This window comes from Streptomyces ziwulingensis (assembly GCF_039542605.1).
Lineage (GTDB): Bacteria > Actinomycetota > Actinomycetes > Streptomycetales > Streptomycetaceae > Streptomyces > Streptomyces ziwulingensis.
Genome location: NZ_BAABIG010000017.1, coordinates 40108 through 60379, shown reverse-complemented (window position 1 = coordinate 60379; position 20272 = coordinate 40108). Strand labels below are relative to the sequence as shown.

2 protein-coding genes are annotated in these 20272 nt (G+C 76.1%); both read right to left on the bottom strand.

Going from position 1 to position 20272, the window contains the following annotated elements:
- Nucleotides 1-7 precede the first annotated feature (7 nt).
- Nucleotides 8-18724, bottom strand: coding sequence for a non-ribosomal peptide synthetase (locus ABEB00_RS07960; RefSeq protein WP_345618318.1), 18717 nt, complete (start codon nucleotides 18722-18724; stop codon nucleotides 8-10).
- A 120-nt stretch (nucleotides 18725-18844) separates the two neighbouring features.
- Nucleotides 18845-20194, bottom strand: a complete 1350-nt coding sequence (locus ABEB00_RS07955) for a serine hydrolase domain-containing protein (RefSeq protein WP_345618317.1) — start codon at nucleotides 20192-20194, stop codon at nucleotides 18845-18847.
- Between the last annotated feature and the right edge of the window lie 78 nt (nucleotides 20195-20272).

The following is a 20272-nucleotide window of genomic DNA, read 5'->3' as shown; positions in this document are numbered from 1 at the left end:
CCGGTCCTCAGCCTTCGTCGTGGTCGCTGTCGCCGCGTGCGGCGTCTTCGAGTTCGCTCAGCACCTGTTCCTCCACCAGGTCGGCCAGGGCGGCGACCGTGCGGTGGACCAGGACGTCGCGGGGTGTGAGGGTCACGCCGAAGGCGTCGTTGGCCCGGGAGGAGACGAGCAGGGCGCGCAGGGAGTCACCGCCGAGGGCGAACCAGTCGTCCTCGGCGCCGACGGCCGTGTGCAGGGCCTCCTCCCAGAGGGCGGCGAGGACCTCCTCGGTGGGGGTGCGGGGAGCGAGCTGCCCGGCGGCGGGTGCCGCATCCGGGGCGGGCGCGGGCAGGGCGGCCCGGTCGGTCTTGCCGTTCTCGGTGAGCGGGAAGCGCTCCAGCACCACGTAGGCCGAGGGCACCATGACACCGGGCAGGGTCGCGGCGGCCAGCGCCCGCAGTTCGGCGGCGTCGGGTGCGGCCGCGTCGGGTGCGCGCAGCAGGTGGGCGACGAGCCGCGGCAGCCCCGGCTCGTCCTCCCGGACGCTCACCACGGCGTCCAGCACGGCCGGGTGACGTTCGAGCGTCGCCTCGACCTCGCCCGCCTCGATGCGGTGGCCGCGCAGCTTGAGCTGGTGGTCGGTGCGGCCCAGGTAGTGCAGTTCGCCCCGGCTGTCGCGCCGTACCAGGTCGCCGGTGCGGTACATGCGGGTGCCGGGCGGGCCGAACGGGTCGGCGGTGAAGCGGCCGGCGGTGAGGCCGGGCCGGCGCAGGTAGCCGCGGGCCAGTGCCGGGCCGCTCAGCCAGAGTTCGCCGGCCACGCCGTCGGGGACCGGCCGCCGCCGGGCGTCCAGGACGTACGCCCCGGTGGCGGGCAGCGGGCGGCCGATGGGCGGGGCGGTGCCGTCCGGTTGAAGCGGATCGGACCAGGTGGCGACGACGGTGGCCTCGGTCGGTCCGTAGGAGTTGACCATGCGGTGGTGCGGGGCCCAGCGGGCCACCAGGTCGGCGCCGCAGGTGTCGGCGCCGACGATGAGGGTCTTCAGGTCGGGCAGGGTGCCGGGGGTGTCCGGCGGCAGGGTGGCGAGCGCGGCCGGCGGCACCAGGGTGTGGGTGACGCGCTCGGCGCGCAGCACGTCGGCGAGTTCGGCGCCGAGCAGCGGGCCCGGCCGGGGGACGACCAGGCGGGCGCCGTGCGGCAGGGACATGCACAGCTCCAGCACCGAGGCGTCGAAGCTGGGCGTGGCGAAGGCCAGCACCCGGTCACCCGGGGCCACTTGGTAGTGCGCGGCCTCGGCGGCGGCGAACGCCGCCAGGCCCCGGTGGGTGACCACCACGCCCTTGGGGGTGCCGGTGGAGCCCGAGGTGTAGATGACGTAGGCCGGGTCGTCCAGGTCCAGGGGGCGGGTGCGGTCGGCGTCGGTGGGCCGGTGGCCGGGGACCTCGTGGGCGGGCGCGGCGAGCAGGGCGGCCGTCCCGGTGGCGTCGAGGGTGACGGCGGGCGCCGCGTCGCGCAGCATCGTCGCCACCCGCTCGGCGGGGTGGTCGGGGTCGACCGGGAGGAACGCGGCGCCGGTCTTGGCCACCGCGAGCTGGGCGAGGACCATGTCCGCCGAGCGCGGCAGGACCAGGGCGACGAGGTCGCCGGGGCCCGCGCCGCGCGCGATGAGCCGGTGCGCCAGGCGGTTGGCGAGACTCTCCGCCTGCGCGAAGGACAGGGACAGGCCGGGTGCGGTCAGCGCCGGGGCGGTCGGTGAGCGGTCGGCCGCCGCCTCGACCAGGGCCGGCAGGGTGGCCGGGGGCACCGGGGCGAGCCGTGGCCGGGCGGGGCCGCGCAGCAGCCGGGCCCGCTCGTCGGGGGGCAGCGTGTCGAGCGCGTCCAGGCGGGTGCCGTCCGCCGAGGCGGCCAGGGAGCGCAGGGTGTGCAGCAGTTGCCCGGCCAGGGAGCGGGCGGTGGCCGCGTCGAAGTAGCGCGGGTCGTGGCCGAGTTCCACGCCGAGCCGTTCGCCGGGCGAGATCACCACGGTGAGCGGGTAGTTGGTCGCCTCCCGGGCGTCGAGGTCGCGCACCTGGACGCCGTGCGCGCCCGCGGTGGCGTCGCCGACCGGATAGTTCTCGAAGACCAGCAGGCTGTCGAAGAGCGGCGTGCCGGCGGGCAGTCCGCTCCACGCCTGGAGGTCGGTGAGGGGTATGTGGTCGTGACGGCGGTCCTCGGCCCGTGCCGTCTGCGTCTCGCGGAGCCAGGCGTCGGCCGCCGCGCCGCCGTCCACGGTGGTCCGTGCGGGCAGGGTGGTGATGAACAGGCCGGTGATGGTGTCGGCGCCGGGCAGGTCGGCGGGCCGTCCGGAGACGGTGGTGCCGAAGCACACCTCCCGCTCGCCGCTCCACCGGGAGAGCAGCAGCGCCCAGACGCCCTGCGCCACGGTGTTGAGGGTCAGCCGGTGGCGGCGGGCGAACTCCTCCAGCCGCTTGGTCTCCTCGGCGTCGAGCCACTGGGACAGCCAGGTTCCGGAGCGGGCCGTGGCGCCCCGGCCGGGCCTGCGGTCGTACGGCAGCGGGGTGGGGGCGGTGAGGCCGCCGAGGGTGTTCCGCCAGTGCTCCTCGGCGCGGGTGGTGTCCCGGCCGGCCAGCCAGGCCGCGTAGTCGGCGAACGGGCGGCGCTCCGGCAGCCGGGGGGTCTCGCCCCGGGCGAGCGCGGCGTGCGCGGCCATGACGTCCGCCAGTACGTGGAAGACGCTCCACCCGTCGAGCAGGACGTGGTGGAAGGTCCAGACGACCCGTATCCGGTCCGGGCCGAGCCGGATCAGGGCGAGGCGGAGCAGCGGGGCGCGGTCCAGGGCGAGGCCGCGGGCCTTGTCCTCGGCGAGCAGCCGCTCCAGCGCCGTGTCCCGCTCGGCCCCGGTCAGCGGCGTCCAGTCGTGCTCGGTGACGGGCGGCGCGGCGGTGCGGTGCACGGCCTGGAGCGGCACGGGGGCGCCGCTGAGCACCACGGTGGTCCGCAGTACGGGGGTGCGGTCGACGACGTGACGCCAGGCGGCGGCGAGCGTCGCGGGGTCGCGCGCCCCGTCCACGACGAACGTGATCTGCTCGACGTACATGCCCTGGCCGGGTTCGTCCAGGCCGTGCACGACCATGCCGGCCTGGGTGGGGGTGAGCGGGTAGAGGTCCACGACGTCGCGGCCGGTGCCGGCCAGCCGGTCCACGGCGGCCTGGTCCAGCGGGGCGAGCGGGAAGTCGGAGGGGGTGCGGCCGCCGGCGCCGGGCTCGGCGCAGTGCCGGACGATCCGCCGCAGTTCCTCGGTCAGTTCGGCGGCGAGCCGGGCCACGGTGTCCCGCCGGTGCACCTCGCGCGAGTAGGACCAGGTGAACTCCAGTCGCTCGGCGGAGACCCGGCCGAGGACGTCGAGCAGGTGCGGCCGGTCCGCCGCGCGGTCCATGGAGCCGGCCAGCGCGCCGTACGGCTCCTGGACCAGGCCGTGGGCAGTGGCGTTCCAGTCCTGCCGGCCGAGGTAGTTGAAGCCGACCTGCGGCAGCTCCGGCAGTCCGCGTGCGCCGTCGGGGCGCAGGTGGCGCAGGGCGCCGTAGCCCAGTCCGTCCCGGGGCACGGCCCGCAGGTTCTCCTTGACCGTCTTCAGGGCCGTCCCGGGGTCCGCGTCCGGCGGGACGTCCAGGGCGACGGGGAACATGGTGGTGAACCAGCCGACGGTCCGGGCGAGGTCGACGTCGTCGAAGAGATCCCCCCGGCCGTGGCCCTCCAGTGCCACCGCGACGCGGTCCCGTCCGGTCCAGCGGCCCAGGACCCGGCCCAGCGCGCACAGCAGGACGTCGTTGACGCGGGTGCGGTACACGTCCGGTACGTCCTGGAGCAGCCGTCGCGTCTCCTCGGCGTCCAGGCGCACCGTGACCGTCTCCTCACCGGCGGCGGTGTTGGCCCCGGCGAGGTCGGTCGGCAGGGGCGCCACGGCCTCGGACAGGGCCCGCCAGTGCGGGAGTTCGTCGTCGAAGCCGCCGGCCGCGGTGTGGGCGGCCAGGCGCCGCGCCCAGGCGCGGAAGGACGTGGTCTTCGCCCCGAGGTCCACCCGTTCGCCGGCCTCCAGCGCCCGGTAGGCGGTGTCCAGGTCCTCCAGGACGACCCGCCAGGACACCGCGTCCACGACCAGGTGGTGGGCGGCGAGCACCAGGACCGGTGGCCGGCCGTCGCCGTACCGGCACAGCGCGGCCCTGAGCAGGGGCCCTTCGCCCAGGTCGAACCCGGCGCACAGGCGCTCGGCGGTGGCGCGCACCGCCGCGTCGGCGTCGCCCGTCAGGTCGTGCACCTCCAGGGCGGGCGCCTCGCCGGGCGCGGTCCCGTACTGCCGCCGGCGCCCGTCGCCGGCCGGTGCGAAACGCAGCCGCAGCGCGTCGTGGTGTTCCAGTACGGCGGCCAGGGCGCCCCTGAGCGGGGTCGGGTCGGTGCCGGCGGCCAGCCGGAAGGAGACCGCCTGGGTGAGCTGCGCGGGGTCGCCGTCGAGGGTGTCGAACAGCCAGTGCTGGACCGGTGTGAGCGGTACCTCTCCGACCACGGGGCCTTGTTCCGCGACGGTCTGCGCGGGGGCGGACTCCTCGGCGGCGGCGGCGAGTTCGGCGACCGTCTGGTGCAGGAACAGGTGCCGGGGCGTCAGGGCGAGGCCGGCCCGGCGGGCGGCGGAGACGATCTGGATACCGAGGATGGAGTCGCCGCCGAGGGCGAAGTAGTTGTCCCGTGCGCCGACTTCGGGCACCCGCAGCACCTCGGACCAGATCGCGGCGAGGGTCCGTTCGGCCGCGGTGCGCGGCGGACGGTCGCCCGGCCCGGCCGGCGCCGACCACACGGGGTCGGGCAGCGCCCGCCGGTCCAGTTTCCCGGTGGCCCCGAGCGGGAGCCGCTCCAGCGCCACGACGAGGGAGGGGACCAGGTGGTCGGGGAGGGTGCGCGCGAGGAAGGCCCGGAGGTCGGCGGAGTCGGGCGGGGGCGGGGCGGCGGGGGCGGCCTGGCCGGCGGGCACCGCGTAGGCGACCAGCCGTCGGTGGCCGTCGTGTTCGACGACCCGGGCGGCCGCGGCGGACACCCGCGGATGCCGGGTCAGCGCGGCCTCGACCTCGCCCAGTTCGATCCGGAAGCCGCGGACCTTCACCTGGTCGTCCGAACGGCCGAGGTAGACCAGGTCGCCGTCGGCGCTCCAGCGCACCAGGTCACCGGTGCGGTACATGCGGCTGCCGGGCGGGCCGAGCGGGTCGGCGAGGAAGCGGGACGCGGTCAGGCCGGGCCGGTCCAGGTAGCCGCGGGCCACACCGGTGCCGGCCAGGTACAGCTCGCCGGGGGCACCGGCGGGCACCGGGCGCAGCCGGGCGTCCAGGACGTAGGCGCGGGCTCCGCCGACGGGCCGGCCGATGGGCGGGAGGCGGTCGGGTTCGGCCGGGTCGCAGGTGAAGGCGGTGGCGTAGACGGTGGCCTCGGTGGGGCCGTAGATGTTCAGCACCCGGCAGCCGGGGACGGCCGCGCGCACCTGGCGGACGGTCCGCGCGGGCAGTGCCTCACCGGCGAGGACGACGGTGTCGGCGGTGACGTGGACGGTGTCCTCGGCGAGCAGCCGGCCGAGCGCGGAGGGCACCGCGCTGAGCAGCCCGGCCCGCCAGGGCCCGTCGCGTTCGGCGAGGGCCAGCAGGTCGCGGACGATCTCGACCCGCCCGCCGGACAGCAGCGGCGAGAAGATCTCGAACACCGACACGTCGAAGTTGAGGGAGGTGGAGGCCACCACGTGGTCGAGGCCCCGCCCGCCGAACTCGGCGGCGGCCCAGTCGGTCAGTGCCAGCACCGACGCCTGGGCGACGACGACGCCCTTGGGCCGGCCGGTCGAGCCGGAGGTGTGGATGACGTAGGCGGGATGCTCCGGCAGCAGGGCGGTGCGCCGCTCGTCGTCGGTGACCTCGGCGTCGGACAGGGCGGCCAGCCGGGCGGCGCACGCCGGGTCGTCGAGGGTGATCCGGGTGAACGGGCCGTCCGGCAGCCGCTCCGCCGGCCCGGCGCCGGTGACGACCGCCTCGGGCCGTACGTCGTCGAAGAGGAAGGCGAGGCGCTCGGCGGGATGGCCGGGGTCCACGGGAAGGTAGGCGGCGCCGCTCTTGAGGACGGCCAGCAGGGCCACGATCAGGTCGGGGGTGCGCGGCAGGGCGAGGGCGACGAACCGCTCGGGTCCGGCGCCGGCCTCGATGAGCAGCCGGGCCAGCCGGTTGGCGCGCGCGTCGAGCTGCCGGTAGGTGAGGTGGCCGGTGCCGCCCAGCACGGCCGGGGCGTCGGGGGTGCGCGCGACCTGCGCCCGGAACGCCTCCGGCAGGGTCCGGGACGGCGCGGTGGTCACCGGTCCGCTGAAGCGGTCCACCAGCCGGCGGCCCGCCTCGTCGGAGAGCAGCGGCAGCTCGGCCAGGGTGCGGTCCGGTGCGGTGGCCATCTCGGTGAGCAGCGTGCGCAGGCTCGCGCCGACGCCTTCCACCGTGGCGGCGTCGAAGGCGGCGGGGTCGTAGTCCAGGGTGACGGTGAGGGTGTCGCCGGGCGCGACGACCACGCTGAGCGGGTAGTTGGTCGGCTCGACGTCGCGTTCCTGCTCCATGGCCAGGCCGTGCCGGGCCAGGGCGTCCGCGTCGAAGGGGTAGTTCTCGAACACCACGATGCTGTCGAAGAGCGGGGTGCCGCCGGGGACCTCGCTCCAGGTCTGGAGCTGGGCGAGGGAGACGAAGTCGTGGCGCCGGGACTCCGACTGCGCGGCCTGGAGTTCGGCCAGGAAGTCCAGCAGCGGGCGGTCCGCGTCGATCCGCGCCCGGGTGGGCAGGGTGTTGATGAACAGGCCGACCATGGAGGTCACGCCGGGCAGATCGGCGGGGCGCCCGGAGACGGTGGTGCCGAAGACCACGTCGGCGCCGCCGCCGTAGCGGGACAGCAGCAGCGCCCAGGCGCCCTGGAGCACGGTGTTGACGGTCAGGCCGGCCCGCTGCGCGGTCTCCCGCAGCCGTGCCGACACCCCGGCGTCGAGCGTCATCCGCACCGAGCCCGAGGACGAGCCGCGGTGCGCCTCGGCGGGGCGCCGGTCGCGCGGCAGTCCGGTGGCGACGGGGAAGCCGGCCAGGGCCCGGCGCCAGTACTGTTCCGCCCGCCCCGTGTCCTGCCGGGTCAGCCAGCGCAGATAGTCGCCGAAGGGGGCGCGGGCGGGGACCCGCGCGAGGCGCCCGGCGGTGAGCGCCGCGTACCGCTCGCACACCTCGTCGAAGACCTGGGCCGCGCTCCACCCGTCGAGCAGCAGGTGGTGGAAGGTCCACAGCAGCCGCACCCGCTCGGGCGACAGCCGGATCAGGGTGAGCCGCATCAGGGGGGCGGTGCCGAGGTCGAGGCCGGCCTGCCGGTCCGCTTCGACCAGCTCGGCCAGCTCCGTCGCGCGCCGCGGTTCGGGCCACCCGGACCAGTCGTGGTGGGTGACGGGCACGGTCACCCGGCGGCGCACGGCCTGGACGGGTTCGGTGGTCTCCTGCCACACCGGGCGGGTGCGCAGCATCGGGTTGGCGTCCGCCGTGCGCTGCCACGCCTCGGCCAGGGCGTGCGGGTCGGTGACGCCGGACAGTACGAGCTGGACCTGGTTGACGTAGGTGCGGGCGTCCGGGTCCAGCAGGCTGTGGAAGAGCATGCCCGCCTGCATCGGCGTCAGCGGGAACAGGTCCTCGACGTCCCGGCCGTCGCCCACCACCCGGTCCACCGCCGCCTGGTCGATCCGGACCAGGGGGAAGTCCGACGGCGTACGGCCGCCCGCGCGGGGATCGGCGCAGTGGGCGACGATCTCCTCCAGTGCCCCCCGCAGGCCGGCCGCGAGGGCGGCGACCGTCTCCTCACGGTGCAGGCCCCGGCTGTAGTGCCAGGTGATCTCCAGTTCGCCGTCCTCGACGCGGGCCACCACGTCCAGCAGGTGGGGGCGGACCGTGTCGGGTGCCTCGGCGCCGTCCAGGCCGCCCGGGACGGAACGCACCAGCGTGCCGCCCTCGGCGGACCAGTCGAACCGGCCGAGGTAGTTGAAGCTGACGCCGGGCATCGGCGCGTCGGCGAGCCCCGCGTCCGGCGCGAGGTGGCGCAGGGCGCCGTGGCCCAGGCCCCGGCCCGGCACCGCCCGCACCTGCTCCTTGACGGACTTCAGGGCGGTGCCCCAGTCCCCGTCCGGCACGTCGAGGGCGACCGGGAACAGGGTGGTGAACCAGCCGACCGTCCGGGACAGGTCGACGTCCTCGAAGAGCTGGTCCTCGCGGCCGTGGCCCTCCAGGCCGACGGCGACGGTCCGCCGTCCGGTCCATCCGGCGAGCACCCGGCCGAGGGCGGTGAGCAGGACGTCGTCGACGCGGGTGCGGTAGACGCCGGGCACCTTCCGCAGCAGGTCGTCGGTGCGCTGCCGGTCCAGGCGGACGGTGACCGCGCGGGCGTCGGCCGTCGTGTTGCCGCCGTCGCCGTCGACCGGCAGCGGTGCGGCCGAGTGCCGGGCCACCGTCCGCCAGTGCTCGCGCTGCGCGGCGAAGCCGCCCGCCGCGGTGTGCGCGCGCAGCCGTCGCGCCCACTCCTGGACGGAGGTGGTGCGCTCCGGCAGACGCACCGCCTCGCCGGCCCGGGCCTGCCGGTAGGCGGTCTCCAGGTCCTCCAGGAGGACCCGCCAGGAGACGCCGTCCACGACCAGGTGGTGCACGGCCAGGAGCAGCCGGGCGCCGGTGCCTCCGGCGCGGGTGAACAGGGTCGCGGTGAGCAGCGGGCCGTGCGCGAGCCGGAAGCCGCCGTGCGCGGCGGCGGTGACGCGGGCCTCGGCCTCGTCGGCCGCCGACGCCTCCAGCGCGCTCAGGTCGCACACCTCGAGCAGTTCCGGCGGCTCCTCCCCCGCCGGGGGGCACTCCTGGTGCCAGGAGCCGTCGGCGGACCGGACGAAACGGCCGCGCAGGGCGTCGTGGTGGGCGTACAGGGCCGTCAGGGCGCGGCGCAGGGCGGCCGGTTCGACGTCGCCCGGTGTCTCCACGACGACCGACTGGTTGAAGAACTCCGGGCGCGTCGGGCCGGCGTCCAGGAACCAGTGCTGGATGGGGGTGAGCGGGACCTCGCCGCGCACCGGGCCGGTTCCGGCGACGGGCACGGCGGTGCCGGTGGCCGCCGCGGCGGCCAGGGCGGCGATCGTCGGATTGCGGAAGAGGTCGCGCGGGGTGAGGGTGAGCCCGGCGGCGCGGGCGCGGGAGACGACCTGGATGCTGAGGATCGAGTCGCCGCCCAGCATGAAGAAGTTGTCGTCGGCGCCGACCCGTTCCGTGCCGAGGAGTTCCGCCCAGATCCCGGCGAGGACGCGCTCGGCCCCGGGGCGCGGTGCGCGGTAGGCGGTGTCGCCGGCGGCCGACCAGTCGGGGGCGGGCAGCCTGCGCCGGTCCACCTTGCCGTTGGCCGTCAGGGGCAGCTCGGCGACGGTGACGAAGGCGGCGGGCACCATGTAGTCGGGCAGTGCGGCGACGACGTGGTCGCGCAGGCCGGCCGCGGCCGGCACGGTGGCCGCGGGGGCGGCCACGAGGTGCGCGGCCAGCCGCTTGCGTCCGGCGTGCTCGTACACCGAGACGACGGCCTCGGCGACGGCCGGGTGGGCGGTGAGCCGGGCCTCGATCTCGGCGGGTTCGACCCGGAACCCGCGGATCTTGAACTGGTCGTCGGCGCGTCCCACGAAGCGCAGTTCGCCGTCGGCGCTCCAGCGCACGACGTCGCCGGTGCGGTACATCCGCCCGCCGGCCGGGCCGAACGGGTCGGCCAGGTAGCGGCCGGCGGTCGCGCCGGGCCGCCCGGCGTAGCCGCGGGCCAGTCCGGCGCCCGCGACGTACAGCTCGCCGGGGACGCCGGGCGGCTGCGGCCGCAGGGCGTCGTCCAGCACGTACACCCGGGTGTTGTCGAGCGGACGGCCGATGGGCAGCACCGGCGGGAGCGGGTCGCCGGCCCGGAAGGGGCGCCGGGTCACGAAGGTGGTGGTCTCGGTCGGTCCGTAGCCGTCCACGACGGTGAGGCCGGGGCAGGCGTCGAGGACCCGGCCCACCACCGCGCCGGGCACCGCCTCGCCGCCGGTCCACACCTCGCGGGCGCCGCGCAGACAGGTGGGGTCCTCCTGGGCGAGCAGCCGGAACAGGCCGGCGGTCAGCCACAGGTGCCGTACGCCGTGTTCGGTGATCGCCCGGCGGACGACGCTCACGTCCAGGTCGGCCGCCGGGGCCAGCACGGCCGTCCCGCCGCGCAGCAGCGGCACCCACACCTCGTAGGTGGCGGCGTCGAAGGCGTGCGGCGAGTGGACCAGGACCCGGTCGTGGCCGGCGAAGGCACGGTCGAGGGCGAGCGCGGCGACGTCCCGCTGACGTACGGCGACCCCCTTGGGGATGCCGGTGGAGCCGGACGTGAACATCAGGTACTGGGTGTTGTCGGGGTGGACGGCGCCGGGGCGCGCGGCGCCGACGCGGACGGCGGGCGCACCGGACGCCTCGCCGCCGGGCTCGCCGGCCGCTCCCGGGTCACCGCCGGGCCGGCCGTCCACCCGTACGACGGTCCCGCCGGGCAGTGCCCCGCGCGCCGTCGCCTCCTGGGCGGCATCGGTGAGCAACAGGTCCGCGCCCGCCTCGGTGAGCATGGCGCGCAGCCGCTCGCGCGGCGCCCTGGCGTCCAGCGGGACGTACACCCCGCCGGTGCGCACGAGGGCGAGCTGTACGACGACCAGTTCGGCCGAGCGGTCCATCAGGACGCCCACCGGGACCTCCGGCGCGACGCCGAGGGCGGTCAGCCGGCCGGCCAGTGCACCGGCCCGGGTGTCCAGTGCGCGGTAGGTGAGCCGCTCCTCCTCGCTCTCCAGGGCCACGGCGTCCGGCGTGCGCCGCACCTGCGCGGCGAACAGCGCCGCGACCGTGGCCTCGGGCAGGTCGGTGGCGGTGTCGTTCCACTCGTCCAGCACCTGGCGGCGGCGGGCGGCGGTGAGCAGTTCCCGGCGCGCGGGCGGGCGTCCGGGGTCCGCGGCCATGCCCGTCAGCAGGACAGTGAGGTACTCGGCCATCCGCTCGACGGTCCCGGCGTCGAGCAGCTCCGGGTCGTAGCCGAGGCGCAGCCCCAGTTCGGCGCCCGGGTAGGCGACCAGGCTCAGCGCGTAGTTGGTGGTCTCGACGCCGTCCAGGCCGCTGAGCCGGAGTCCGTGGCCGGCGGCGAGACCGTCGTCGACCGGATAGTTCTCGAAGACGACGATGCTGTCGAACAGGGCCGCCCGCTCGGGGAGTCCGGCGAACCCCGTCATCCGGGTGAGGGGGACGTGGTCGTGGCGGCGGTCCTCGCTCTGGCTCTGCTGCAGCTCGCGCAGCCAGTCGAGCAGCGGCCGGTCGTGCGGCACGGTCACCCGGGTGGGCAGGGTCGTGATGAACAGGCCGGTCATGCTGTCGGCGCCCGGCAGCTCGGGGGGCCGTCCGGAGACGGTCGTGCCGAAGACGGCCTCGGCCGTGCCGGCCAGGCGGCTCAGCAGCACTGCCCACGCCCCCTGCACCACGGTGTTCAGGGTCAGCCCGGCCGACCTGGCCAGTTCCTCCAGCGACCGGGTGGTGGCCGCGGGCACGCGGGTCCGGACCGCCGCCGTGGACTCGGCGTGGTGGCTCTCGCGCGGCTCCCGGTCGTAGGGCAGTGTGGTGGGCTCGGTCAGGCCGGCCAGGCGGCGCCGCCAGTGCCGTTCGGCCTCGTCCTGGTCGCGTTCGCGCAGCCAGGCCACGTAGTCCCGGAACGGGCGCCGCTCGGGCAGGGCCGCGCGCCCGCCCGAGCCGTGCCGGGCGAAGACGTCGGACAGCACCTGGAACAGGCTCCAGCCGTCCAGGACCAGGTGATGGAAGGACCACACCACCCGGACGCCGCCGTCGGAGATCCGGGCGAGCACCAGTCGCTGGAGCGGGGCCCGGGTCAGGTCGATGCCCTCCGCCCGGTCCCGGTCGAGGAGTTCCCGCAGCCGGCTGTGCCGTTCGTCCTCGGTCAGGTCGCGCCAGTCCAGGTGGGTGACGGGCACGGCGGCGTGCCGCTCCACCACCAGCAGCGGTTCGGGCACGTCCCGCCAGACGACCCGGCCGCGCAGCACGGGGGTCCGGTCCGTGACGTGCTGCCAGGCCGCGGTCAGCGCGCCGGGGTCCGGTACGCCGTCCAGGTCGAAGGTGAGCTGCTGGAAGTAGACGCCCCGGTCGTCCTGGGAGAGCCGGTGGAAGAGCATGCCGGTCTGGGTGGGGGTGAGCGGGTGGATGTCCTCCACCGCGCCGGGGTCCTCGCCCACGATCGTGTCCACGGACCGCTGGTCGAGCCGGGCCAGCGGGAAGTCCGAGGGGGTGCGTCCGGCGCTGCCGGGCCGCAGGGCGTGCCGGGCGAGGGCGCTGAGCGCGTCGGCGTACCGTGCGGCCAGATCGGCGACGGTCGTCCCCAGGTGCACGTGTGCGGAGTGGAACCAGGTGAACTCCAGCGCGTCGCCGTCCAGCCGGCCCACGACCTCCAGGGCGTGCGGGCGGACGGCCGAGGGATCGGCGTCCAGCTCCAGGGTGCGGTACGGGCCGTCGTACAGGCCCTCGGAGGTGTCCTGGTCGTCCCGGAGGCCGAAGCGGCCCAGGTAGTTGAAGCTGATCTGGGCCGCCGGGGCCTCGGGCAGGGTGCCGGGGCGGGCCAGGTGGCGCAGGACGTCGTGGCCGAGTCCGTGCCGGGGCACCGCCCGCAGTTGCTCCTTGACCTGTTTGAGCACGGTGTCCCAGTCCGCGTCCGGCGCGGCGGCGAGGGCGACCGGGTGGCGGGTGGTGAACCAGCCGACGGTACGGCTGGTGTCGAGGTCGGCGAAGAGTTCCTCGCGGCCGTGTCCCTCGACGTCCACCAGCACCCGCCGGTGTCCGCTCCACGCGCACAGCACCCGGCCGAGCGCGCTCAGCAGTACGTCGTTGACCTGGGTGCGGTAGGTGTCCGGCAGGGTGCGCAGGAGCGCGGCGGTGTCCTCGGGGGTGAGGCGGACGGTCACCGCGCGTGCCGAGGCGTAGGTGTTGGCGCCGTCCAGGTCGGCCGGGAGCGCCGCCCCGGCGTCCGCGACGGCCTCGGTCCAGTAGGCGGCCTCGGCGTCGAAGCCGCCGTCGGCGGCGTGGGCGGACAGGCGGTGGGCCCAGTGCCGCAGCGGTGAGGACTTCGCGGGGAGGTCCGCCTGTCCGTCGCGGCCTTCCCGGCGGGCGCGGTAGGCGCGGTCCAGGTCCTCAAGGAGTACCCGCCAGGAGACGCCGTCGACGACCAGGTGGTGGACGGCCAGGTGCAGGACGGGGGGCCGGCCGGCGCCGAGGTCGTGCAGCACGGCGCGCAGCAGCGGGCCGCGGCGCAGGTCGAAGGCGCCGAGGTGCGGGGTGTCGGTGTCCGGGCCGGTGTGGCGGGCCAGGCGCAGGCGGGGCGCGGAGGCGTCGATGTGCCACTGGGTGCCGCCCCCGGTGGTGAGGAAGCGGGAGCGCAGCGCGTCGTGGTGGGCGAGGAGGTCGTTGAGGGCGTCCTCCAGCGCCACCGGGTCGGCGGTCGCGGGGAGCCGGACCGACAGGGTCTGGGCGAAGCGGTCCGCGTGTGCGGCGCCGCTTTCGAACAGCCAGTGCTGGATGGGGGTCAGCGGTGCGGGCCCGGTGGCGGGCGCGGGGGCCGGGGCGGCGGCGGGCGCGCGTTCGCCGGCCAGGTCGGCGCAGCGGGCGAGGGCGGCGACCGTCTGGTGCCGGTAGACGTCCCGCGAGGTCACCGTGAGGCCGGCCTGCCGGGCCTGGGCCACCACCTGGATGCTGAGGATGGAGTCGCCGCCCAGCGAGAAGAAGTTGTCGTCCACCCCGACGCGGTCCACGTGCAGGATGTCCGCCCAGACACCGGCGAGGGTCCGCTCGGTGGGGGTGCGCGGGGCCACGTACCGCGTGCCGCTGTGCACGGGCCCGGGGTCGGGAAGCCGTCCGCGGTCCAGTTTGCCGTTGGGGTTGAGGGGCAGCTCGGCCAGGACCACGACGGCCGTCGGCACCATGTAGTCGGGCAGCGAGCGGCCGAGGGTGCGGCGCACCTCGTCCGGTTCGACGCGGACGCCGGGGGCGGGGACGACGTAGCCGACCAGCCGCCGGTGGCCGTCGTCCTCCCGGACGGCGGCCGCCGCCTCCGTCACTCCGTCGTAGCGGCGCAGCGCCTCCTCCACCTCGCCGAGTTCGATGCGGAAGCCGCGCACCTTGACCTGCTGGTCGGTGCGGCCGAGGTACTCCAGGTCGCCGTCGCCGGTCCACCGCACCAGGTCCCCGGTGCGGTACATGCGCTCCCCGGGGGCGCCGTAGGGGTCGGCGACGAAGCGGGTGGCGGTGAGCCCGGGCCGTCCGAGGTAGCCGCGGGCCAGGCCACCGCCGCCGAGGTACAGCTCCCCGGTCACTCCCGGGGGCTGGGGGCGCAGCAGGCGGTCCAGGACGTAGGTGCGGGTGCGGGCGACCGGGCGTCCTATCGGCGGGGCCTGGTCGGGTGACTCGTCGTCGGCGAACCACGCGGTGGCGTAGACGGTCGCCTCGGTCGGGCCGTAGATGTTGGCGACCTCGCTGTCCGGCATGGCCCGCCGCAGGTCGCGTACGGCCTGCGCGGAGAGGGCCTCGCCGGCCAGGACGACCGTGTTCGCCGCCACGTCCGCGCCGGCCGCGGTGAGCGTCCGGGAGACCACCGACGGGACCCCGCTGATCAGTCCGGCGCGGCGGGGTGCCGCGGTGTCGGTGAGGGCCGGAAGGTCGGCGACCACCTCGATGCAGCCGCCCACCAGCAGCGGGCAGAGCATCTCGAAGACCGACACGTCGAAGTTGAGCGAGGTGGAGGCCACCACGTGGGACAGCCCGTCGGGGCCGAACCGCTCCCCCGCCCACGCGGCGAGCGCCGCGACACTGCGGTGGGTGACCACGACGCCCTTGGGGCGTCCGGTCGACCCCGAGGTGTAGATGACGTACGCGGGGTGATCGGGGTGCAGCGGCCGGGCGCGGTCGGCGTCGGTGAGGTTGCCGCCGGTCCCGTCGCCGCCGCCGGTGTCTCCGGCTTCGCTGTCGGTGTCGGTGTCGGTGTCGCTGTCGCTGTCGCTGTCGGTGAGGCAGTCCTCCAGGAGCAGCGGGGCGCAGTCCCCGGGCAGCGATCCGGCGGTCTCGCGGGTGGCGACGACGAGGGCGGGCGCGGCGTCCGAGAGCATGAACCGGACGCGGTCGACCGGGTAGCCGGGGTCCACCGGCAGATAGCCGGCGCCCGACTTGAGTACGGCCCACAGCACCGGCAAGAGGTCCGCGCCGCGCGGCAGGCAGAGCGCCACCAGTGTCTCGGGGCCGGCGCCGCGGGCGGTCAGCAGCCGGGCCAGCCTGTTGGCGCGCCGGTTGACCTCGGCGTAGTCCAGCCGCCTCGGCCCGCAGGTCACGGCGGTCCGGTCGGGCGTCTTCGCGACCTGGGTCTCGAACAGGCCGGGCAGCGTGCGGTCCAGGGCCTCCATCGCGGCGTCCGTGGGCCGCGGGTTCCAGGTCTCCAGCAGGGTGCGCCGTTCGTGGTCCGACAGCAGGGGCAGTTCGCCCAGCGTGCGGTGCGGTCCGTCCGCCATGCCGTCGAGCAGCCGGTGCAGATGGCGGCTCATCCGCGCGACGGTCCGGGCGGTGAACAGGTCGGTGTTGTACTCGACCGTGAGCGCGCAGCTTCCGTCGGCGCGCGGCGAGAACTCCAGGACCAGGTCGAAGCGGGCGGCCGTGCGCGGCAGCGGGTGCTCCTCGATCCGTACCCCGGCGGCGCGCGGCGGGTGGGTCAGGGCGGTCTGCTGCACCACGAGCACCTGCACCAGGGGGGTACGGCTCGGGTCGCGGACCGGGGCCAGTTCCTCCACCACCCGGTCGAACGGCACCTCGTCGTGGGCGAAGGCGTCCAGTACGGTCGCGCGCACGCTCTGCACGAACCGGTCGACGGTGACGGTGTCGTCGACCTCGCCGCGCAGCACGACGGTGTTGGCGAAGAAGCCGGTCACGTCCTCCAGTTCGCGGCGTCCCCGGCCGGCCGTGACGGTGCCGAAGGCGATGTCCCGCTGCCCGGAGTACCGGGAGAAGAGCAGCGCCGCCGCCGCGGTGAACAGGGTGAACACGGTGGTGCCGCGGCCTCCGGCCAGGTGCCGCAGCCGCTGGACCAGGTCGGCCGGCAGCTCCTGCCGGTGTGCCGCGCCGGCGGTGCTGCGCACCGCGGGCCGGGGCCGGTCGGTGGGCAGCTCCAGTTGCCGCATGCCGGACAGATGCCGTTTCCAGTAGGCGAGGTCCGCCGCGTCGGCGTCGCCGGAGCGCTGCCGCCGCTCCCACACGGCGAAGTCCGGGTACTGCGTGCCGGGCGCGGGCAGGGCGGCCGCGGTGCCGGTCGCCTCGGCGTGGTAGAGCGCCGCCAGGTCGCGGGTGAGCACGCCCACGGACCAGCCGTCGGTGACGATGTGGTGCTGGGCGAGCAGCAGCAGGTGGTCGTCGGCGCGGCGGCGGACGAGCAGGGCTCTGGTGAGCGGACCGGTCGCCAGGTCGAAGGGGCGGCCGAGTTCCGCGCCGAGCAGCTTCTCGGCGGCCTCGTCGCGCCGGGCGTCGGGCAGGTGGGTCACATCGGCCGTGCGCAGCGGCAGTTCGGCGTGGGGGTGGACGCGCTGCACGCCCTGCCCGTCCTCGGTGGCGAAGGTGGTGCGCAGCGAGTCGTGGCGGGCGGCGAGCCGGTCCAGGGCGGAGCGCAGCGCCGCGGTGTCCACCGGGCCGCGCAGGCGCAGCGCGACGCCGGTGTTGTACTCGTCGCCGCCCGGGGTGAGGTCGTCGAGGAACCACAGGCGGCGCTGCGCGCTGGAGAGGGGCAGTGCCCCCTCGCGCGAGACGACCGGGATCGGGTCCGGGGGCGCGGCCTCGGCCGGGCCGCCGGCCAGCGCCGCCAGGGCGGTGACGGTGCGCGCGGTGAACACGTCCCGCACCGACAGCCGCACGCCCAGTTCCTCCCGGATCCGGGACAGGGCGCGGGCGGCGAGCACCGAGTCACCGCCCAGGTCGAAGAAGTCGTCGCCCGCGCCGACGGTGTCGACGCCCAGGACGTCCGCCCAGACGCCGGCCACCGCCCGCTCCTGCTCGGTACGCGGCGTCAGGTGCCCCGGAGCGGCCGTGCGGGTGGGCCGGGGCAGGGCCCGCCGGTCGATCTTGTGCTGCGGGGTGAGCGGCAGGGTGTCCAGGACGACGAGGGCGGAGGGGACCAGGTGGGCCGGGAGGGTGGCGGCGACGTGCGCGCGCAGCTCTTCGGGCCGGGGTGCCCGCCCGGGGTCGCGGGGGGTGACGTAGCCGACGAGCTGCCGTCGCCCGGGCTCGTCCTCGCGCACCACGACCACGGCCTCGCCGACCTGGGGGTAGCGCCGCAGTGCCGTCTCGATCTCGCCCGGCTCGACGCGGAAGCCGCGCACCTTCACCTGGTGGTCGAGGCGGCCCCGGTACTCCAGCTCGCCGTCCGTGTTCCAGCGGGCCCGGTCGCCGGTGCGGTAGAGCCGGGCGCCGGGCGGGCCGAAGGGGCTGGCGACGAAGCGGGCGGCGGTGAGGCCGGGCCGGTTGAGGTAGCCGCGGGCCACGCCGTCCCCGCCGACGAGGAGTTCACCGTCGGTGCCGGGCGGTACCGGCCGCATCGCCGCGTCGAGCACGTGCGTTTCGGTGCCCGGCAGGGGGGTGCCGATGGCCGGTGTCCCGCCGCCGGCGGCGAGCGGCCCGGTCCAGGAGGCGACGATGGTCGTCTCGGTGGGCCCGTAGGAGTTGATCATCCGGCGGCCGGGCGCCCAGCGGTCGACCAGTTCCGCCGGGCAGGCCTCGGCGCCCACGATCAGCGTGCTCAGGCGGCCCGCGCCGATCCGCGCCGGACCGGACAGGGTGGCGAGGGCGGCCGGCGGGATCAGCGCGTGGGTGATGCGGTGCTCGTCCACCACGGCGGCGAGTTCGTCGCCCAGCCAGGGGCCGTCCGGCGGGACGACCAGGGTGGCGCCGGACAGCACGGAGATGAACAGCTCCAGCACGGAGGCGTCGAAGCTCGGCGAGGAGAACTGCAGCACCCGGGAGCCGGGTCCCACGGCGTACCGCTCGGCGGCGGCCGCGGTGAAACCGGCGATGCCCCGGTGGGTGACGGTGACGCCCTTGGGTATCCCGCTGGAGCCGGAGGTGTAGATGACGTACGCGGCGTGGTCGGTGGCCACCCGCGTGGGGCGCCGCCGCGCGGCGGGCTCGGCCGCCCATCCGCCGCGTACCTCGGCGAGATCGCCGAGGACGACCGCCGGTGCCGCGTCCGCCAGCATCAGCCTCCGCCGCTCGGCGGGGTACTGGGGGTCCACCGGCAGGAAGGCGGCGCCCGCCCGGGCCACGGCCAGCTCGGCGGCGATCAGCTCCAGCGAGCGCGGCAGGACCAGCGCCACCGTCCGGTCCGGTCCGGCCCCGCGCCGTACCAGGTCGTCGGCCAGCCGCGCGGTCCGTTCCGCCAGTTCCCGGTAGGACCACGTCACCCGGCCGTCGGTCACCGCCGGCGCGTCCGGCGTGCGCGCCACCCACGCCTCGAACAGGTCACCGAGCGTCGCGTGCGGCATCGCGGCGGCCGCACCGGCTGCGGAGGCGGTGGCTCCGGCCGGTGCCGCGGCGGACGAGGGGGCGGGCTCGTTGTGCAGGTCCGTCATGAGGGGGTCCTTCGGGGACGGTACTGAGGCGGGTGCGCGGGAGGCCGGCCCGGTGGAGCCGAGGCCGTCGCGGAGGCGGCCCTGCGCCGCGGGAGACCCGCGGCCGAGCGGCTCGGAGGGTCAGGCGGTGGCGGTGCGGCGGGCCGTGCGCCCGGATATCTGCACCCGGTCGACGGTGCCGTCGACGGGATCGCGGTGGAAGCGGCCGCCGGGTTCGAGCCGCCCGGTGGCCGGGTCGACCAGATCGCAGGTCAGATCCGGGTGGCAGACCAGGGGCAGCGCGAGGTCACCGTCTATGGACAGCGCCGGGAGGCCGTCGGCGTCGAGGCTTATCCGGTACTCCGTCGTCCCGTTGCGGTAGGTGCCCGCGCAGTCGGGGAAGGGCACGGGTTCGCCCCGGCCGAGGAGCGCCGGAGCGGTCGGCACCCGCATGCCGGTGAGCCGGGTGAGGTCACCGGCCAGATCCCGCCACAGGGCGGTGGCGCCGCCGGAGTTGCCGGTGAAGGCGATCACGACGCCGCTGCGCGGCTCGGCACGCAGATGGCACGAGGTGCCCTGCGCGTTCCCGTCGTGACCGCACCACCATCGGCCGTCCTGCTGGTACAGGGCCGTGCCCAGGCCCCAGGCGTCCGCCAGGACACCCGCCTCGGCGCCGGGCTCGGGGCGCCGCATCAGCGCGGCGGCGGCGGACGGCAGTACGGCGGACCGGCCGAGCAGGGCCTGGCCCAGCGCTATGAGGTCACCGGCGCTGCCCAGCAGGGCCCCGGCCGGGGCCTCGACGGGGGCCAGGTTCTGGTGGGCCGGCCGCAGGGCGCCGGTCGCCGTGTTGTGGGCGTGTCCGGCGGCGAGGGGGCGGCCGGGGGCCCGGTCGGCGAGGAAGGCGGGGGTGATGCCCAGCGGCTCCAGGAGCAGGGTGCGGACGGCTTCCTGCCAGCTCATGCCGGTGACGGCCTCGATCAGCCGCCCGGCCGCCACGTAACCGGCGTTGGAGTAGGAGAAGTCGGTCCCGGGTGCGAACAGCGTGTCCGCCGCCCTGCCGACCGCGGCCAGATAGCGGGGGGCCGTGGTGCCGGCCGCGGTGTCCGAGTCGGGGCCGGTGGGCAGACCCGCGGTGTGGGCGAGGAGGTGCCGTATGGTCACCTTCGGTAAGTCCTCGAACTCCGGCAGGACGTCGGCGACGGACTCGTCGAGGTCGAGGTCGTCGTCGGCTATCAGGAGCATGACGGTCGCGGCCGTGTAGGTCTTGGTGACACTTCCCAGCGGCACGGCGGTGTCGGCGGTGAACGCGGTGCCCTGGACGGCGTCGGCCGTGCCGGTGTGCACGCTCACGACCTCCGTGCCGATGTCGACGGCCAGTTGGGCGCCGGGCACGCGGTGGGTCCGCGCGAGCGTGTCGAGGCTGTTCTGCAGTTCCTGACGGAGGAGAGACGGTCGGGGGACGGTGATCGGAGCGGCGGCGCGGTACGGCATGAGCTGGGGACTCCCGGTATCTGGGTCTCATGAACATGACACACGGGGCCCTGGGGAGAGCGGTACGGCCCTGCGCGT

Bases quoted from the DNA above. Each gene is read 5' to 3' on its own strand.
- ABEB00_RS07960 (WP_345618318.1), bottom strand. From the start codon at position 18,724: ATGACGGACCTGCACAACGAGCCCGCCCCCTCGTCCGCCGCGGCACCG.
- ABEB00_RS07955 (WP_345618317.1), bottom strand. From the start codon at position 20,194: ATGCCGTACCGCGCCGCCGCTCCGATCACCGTCCCCCGACCGTCTCTC.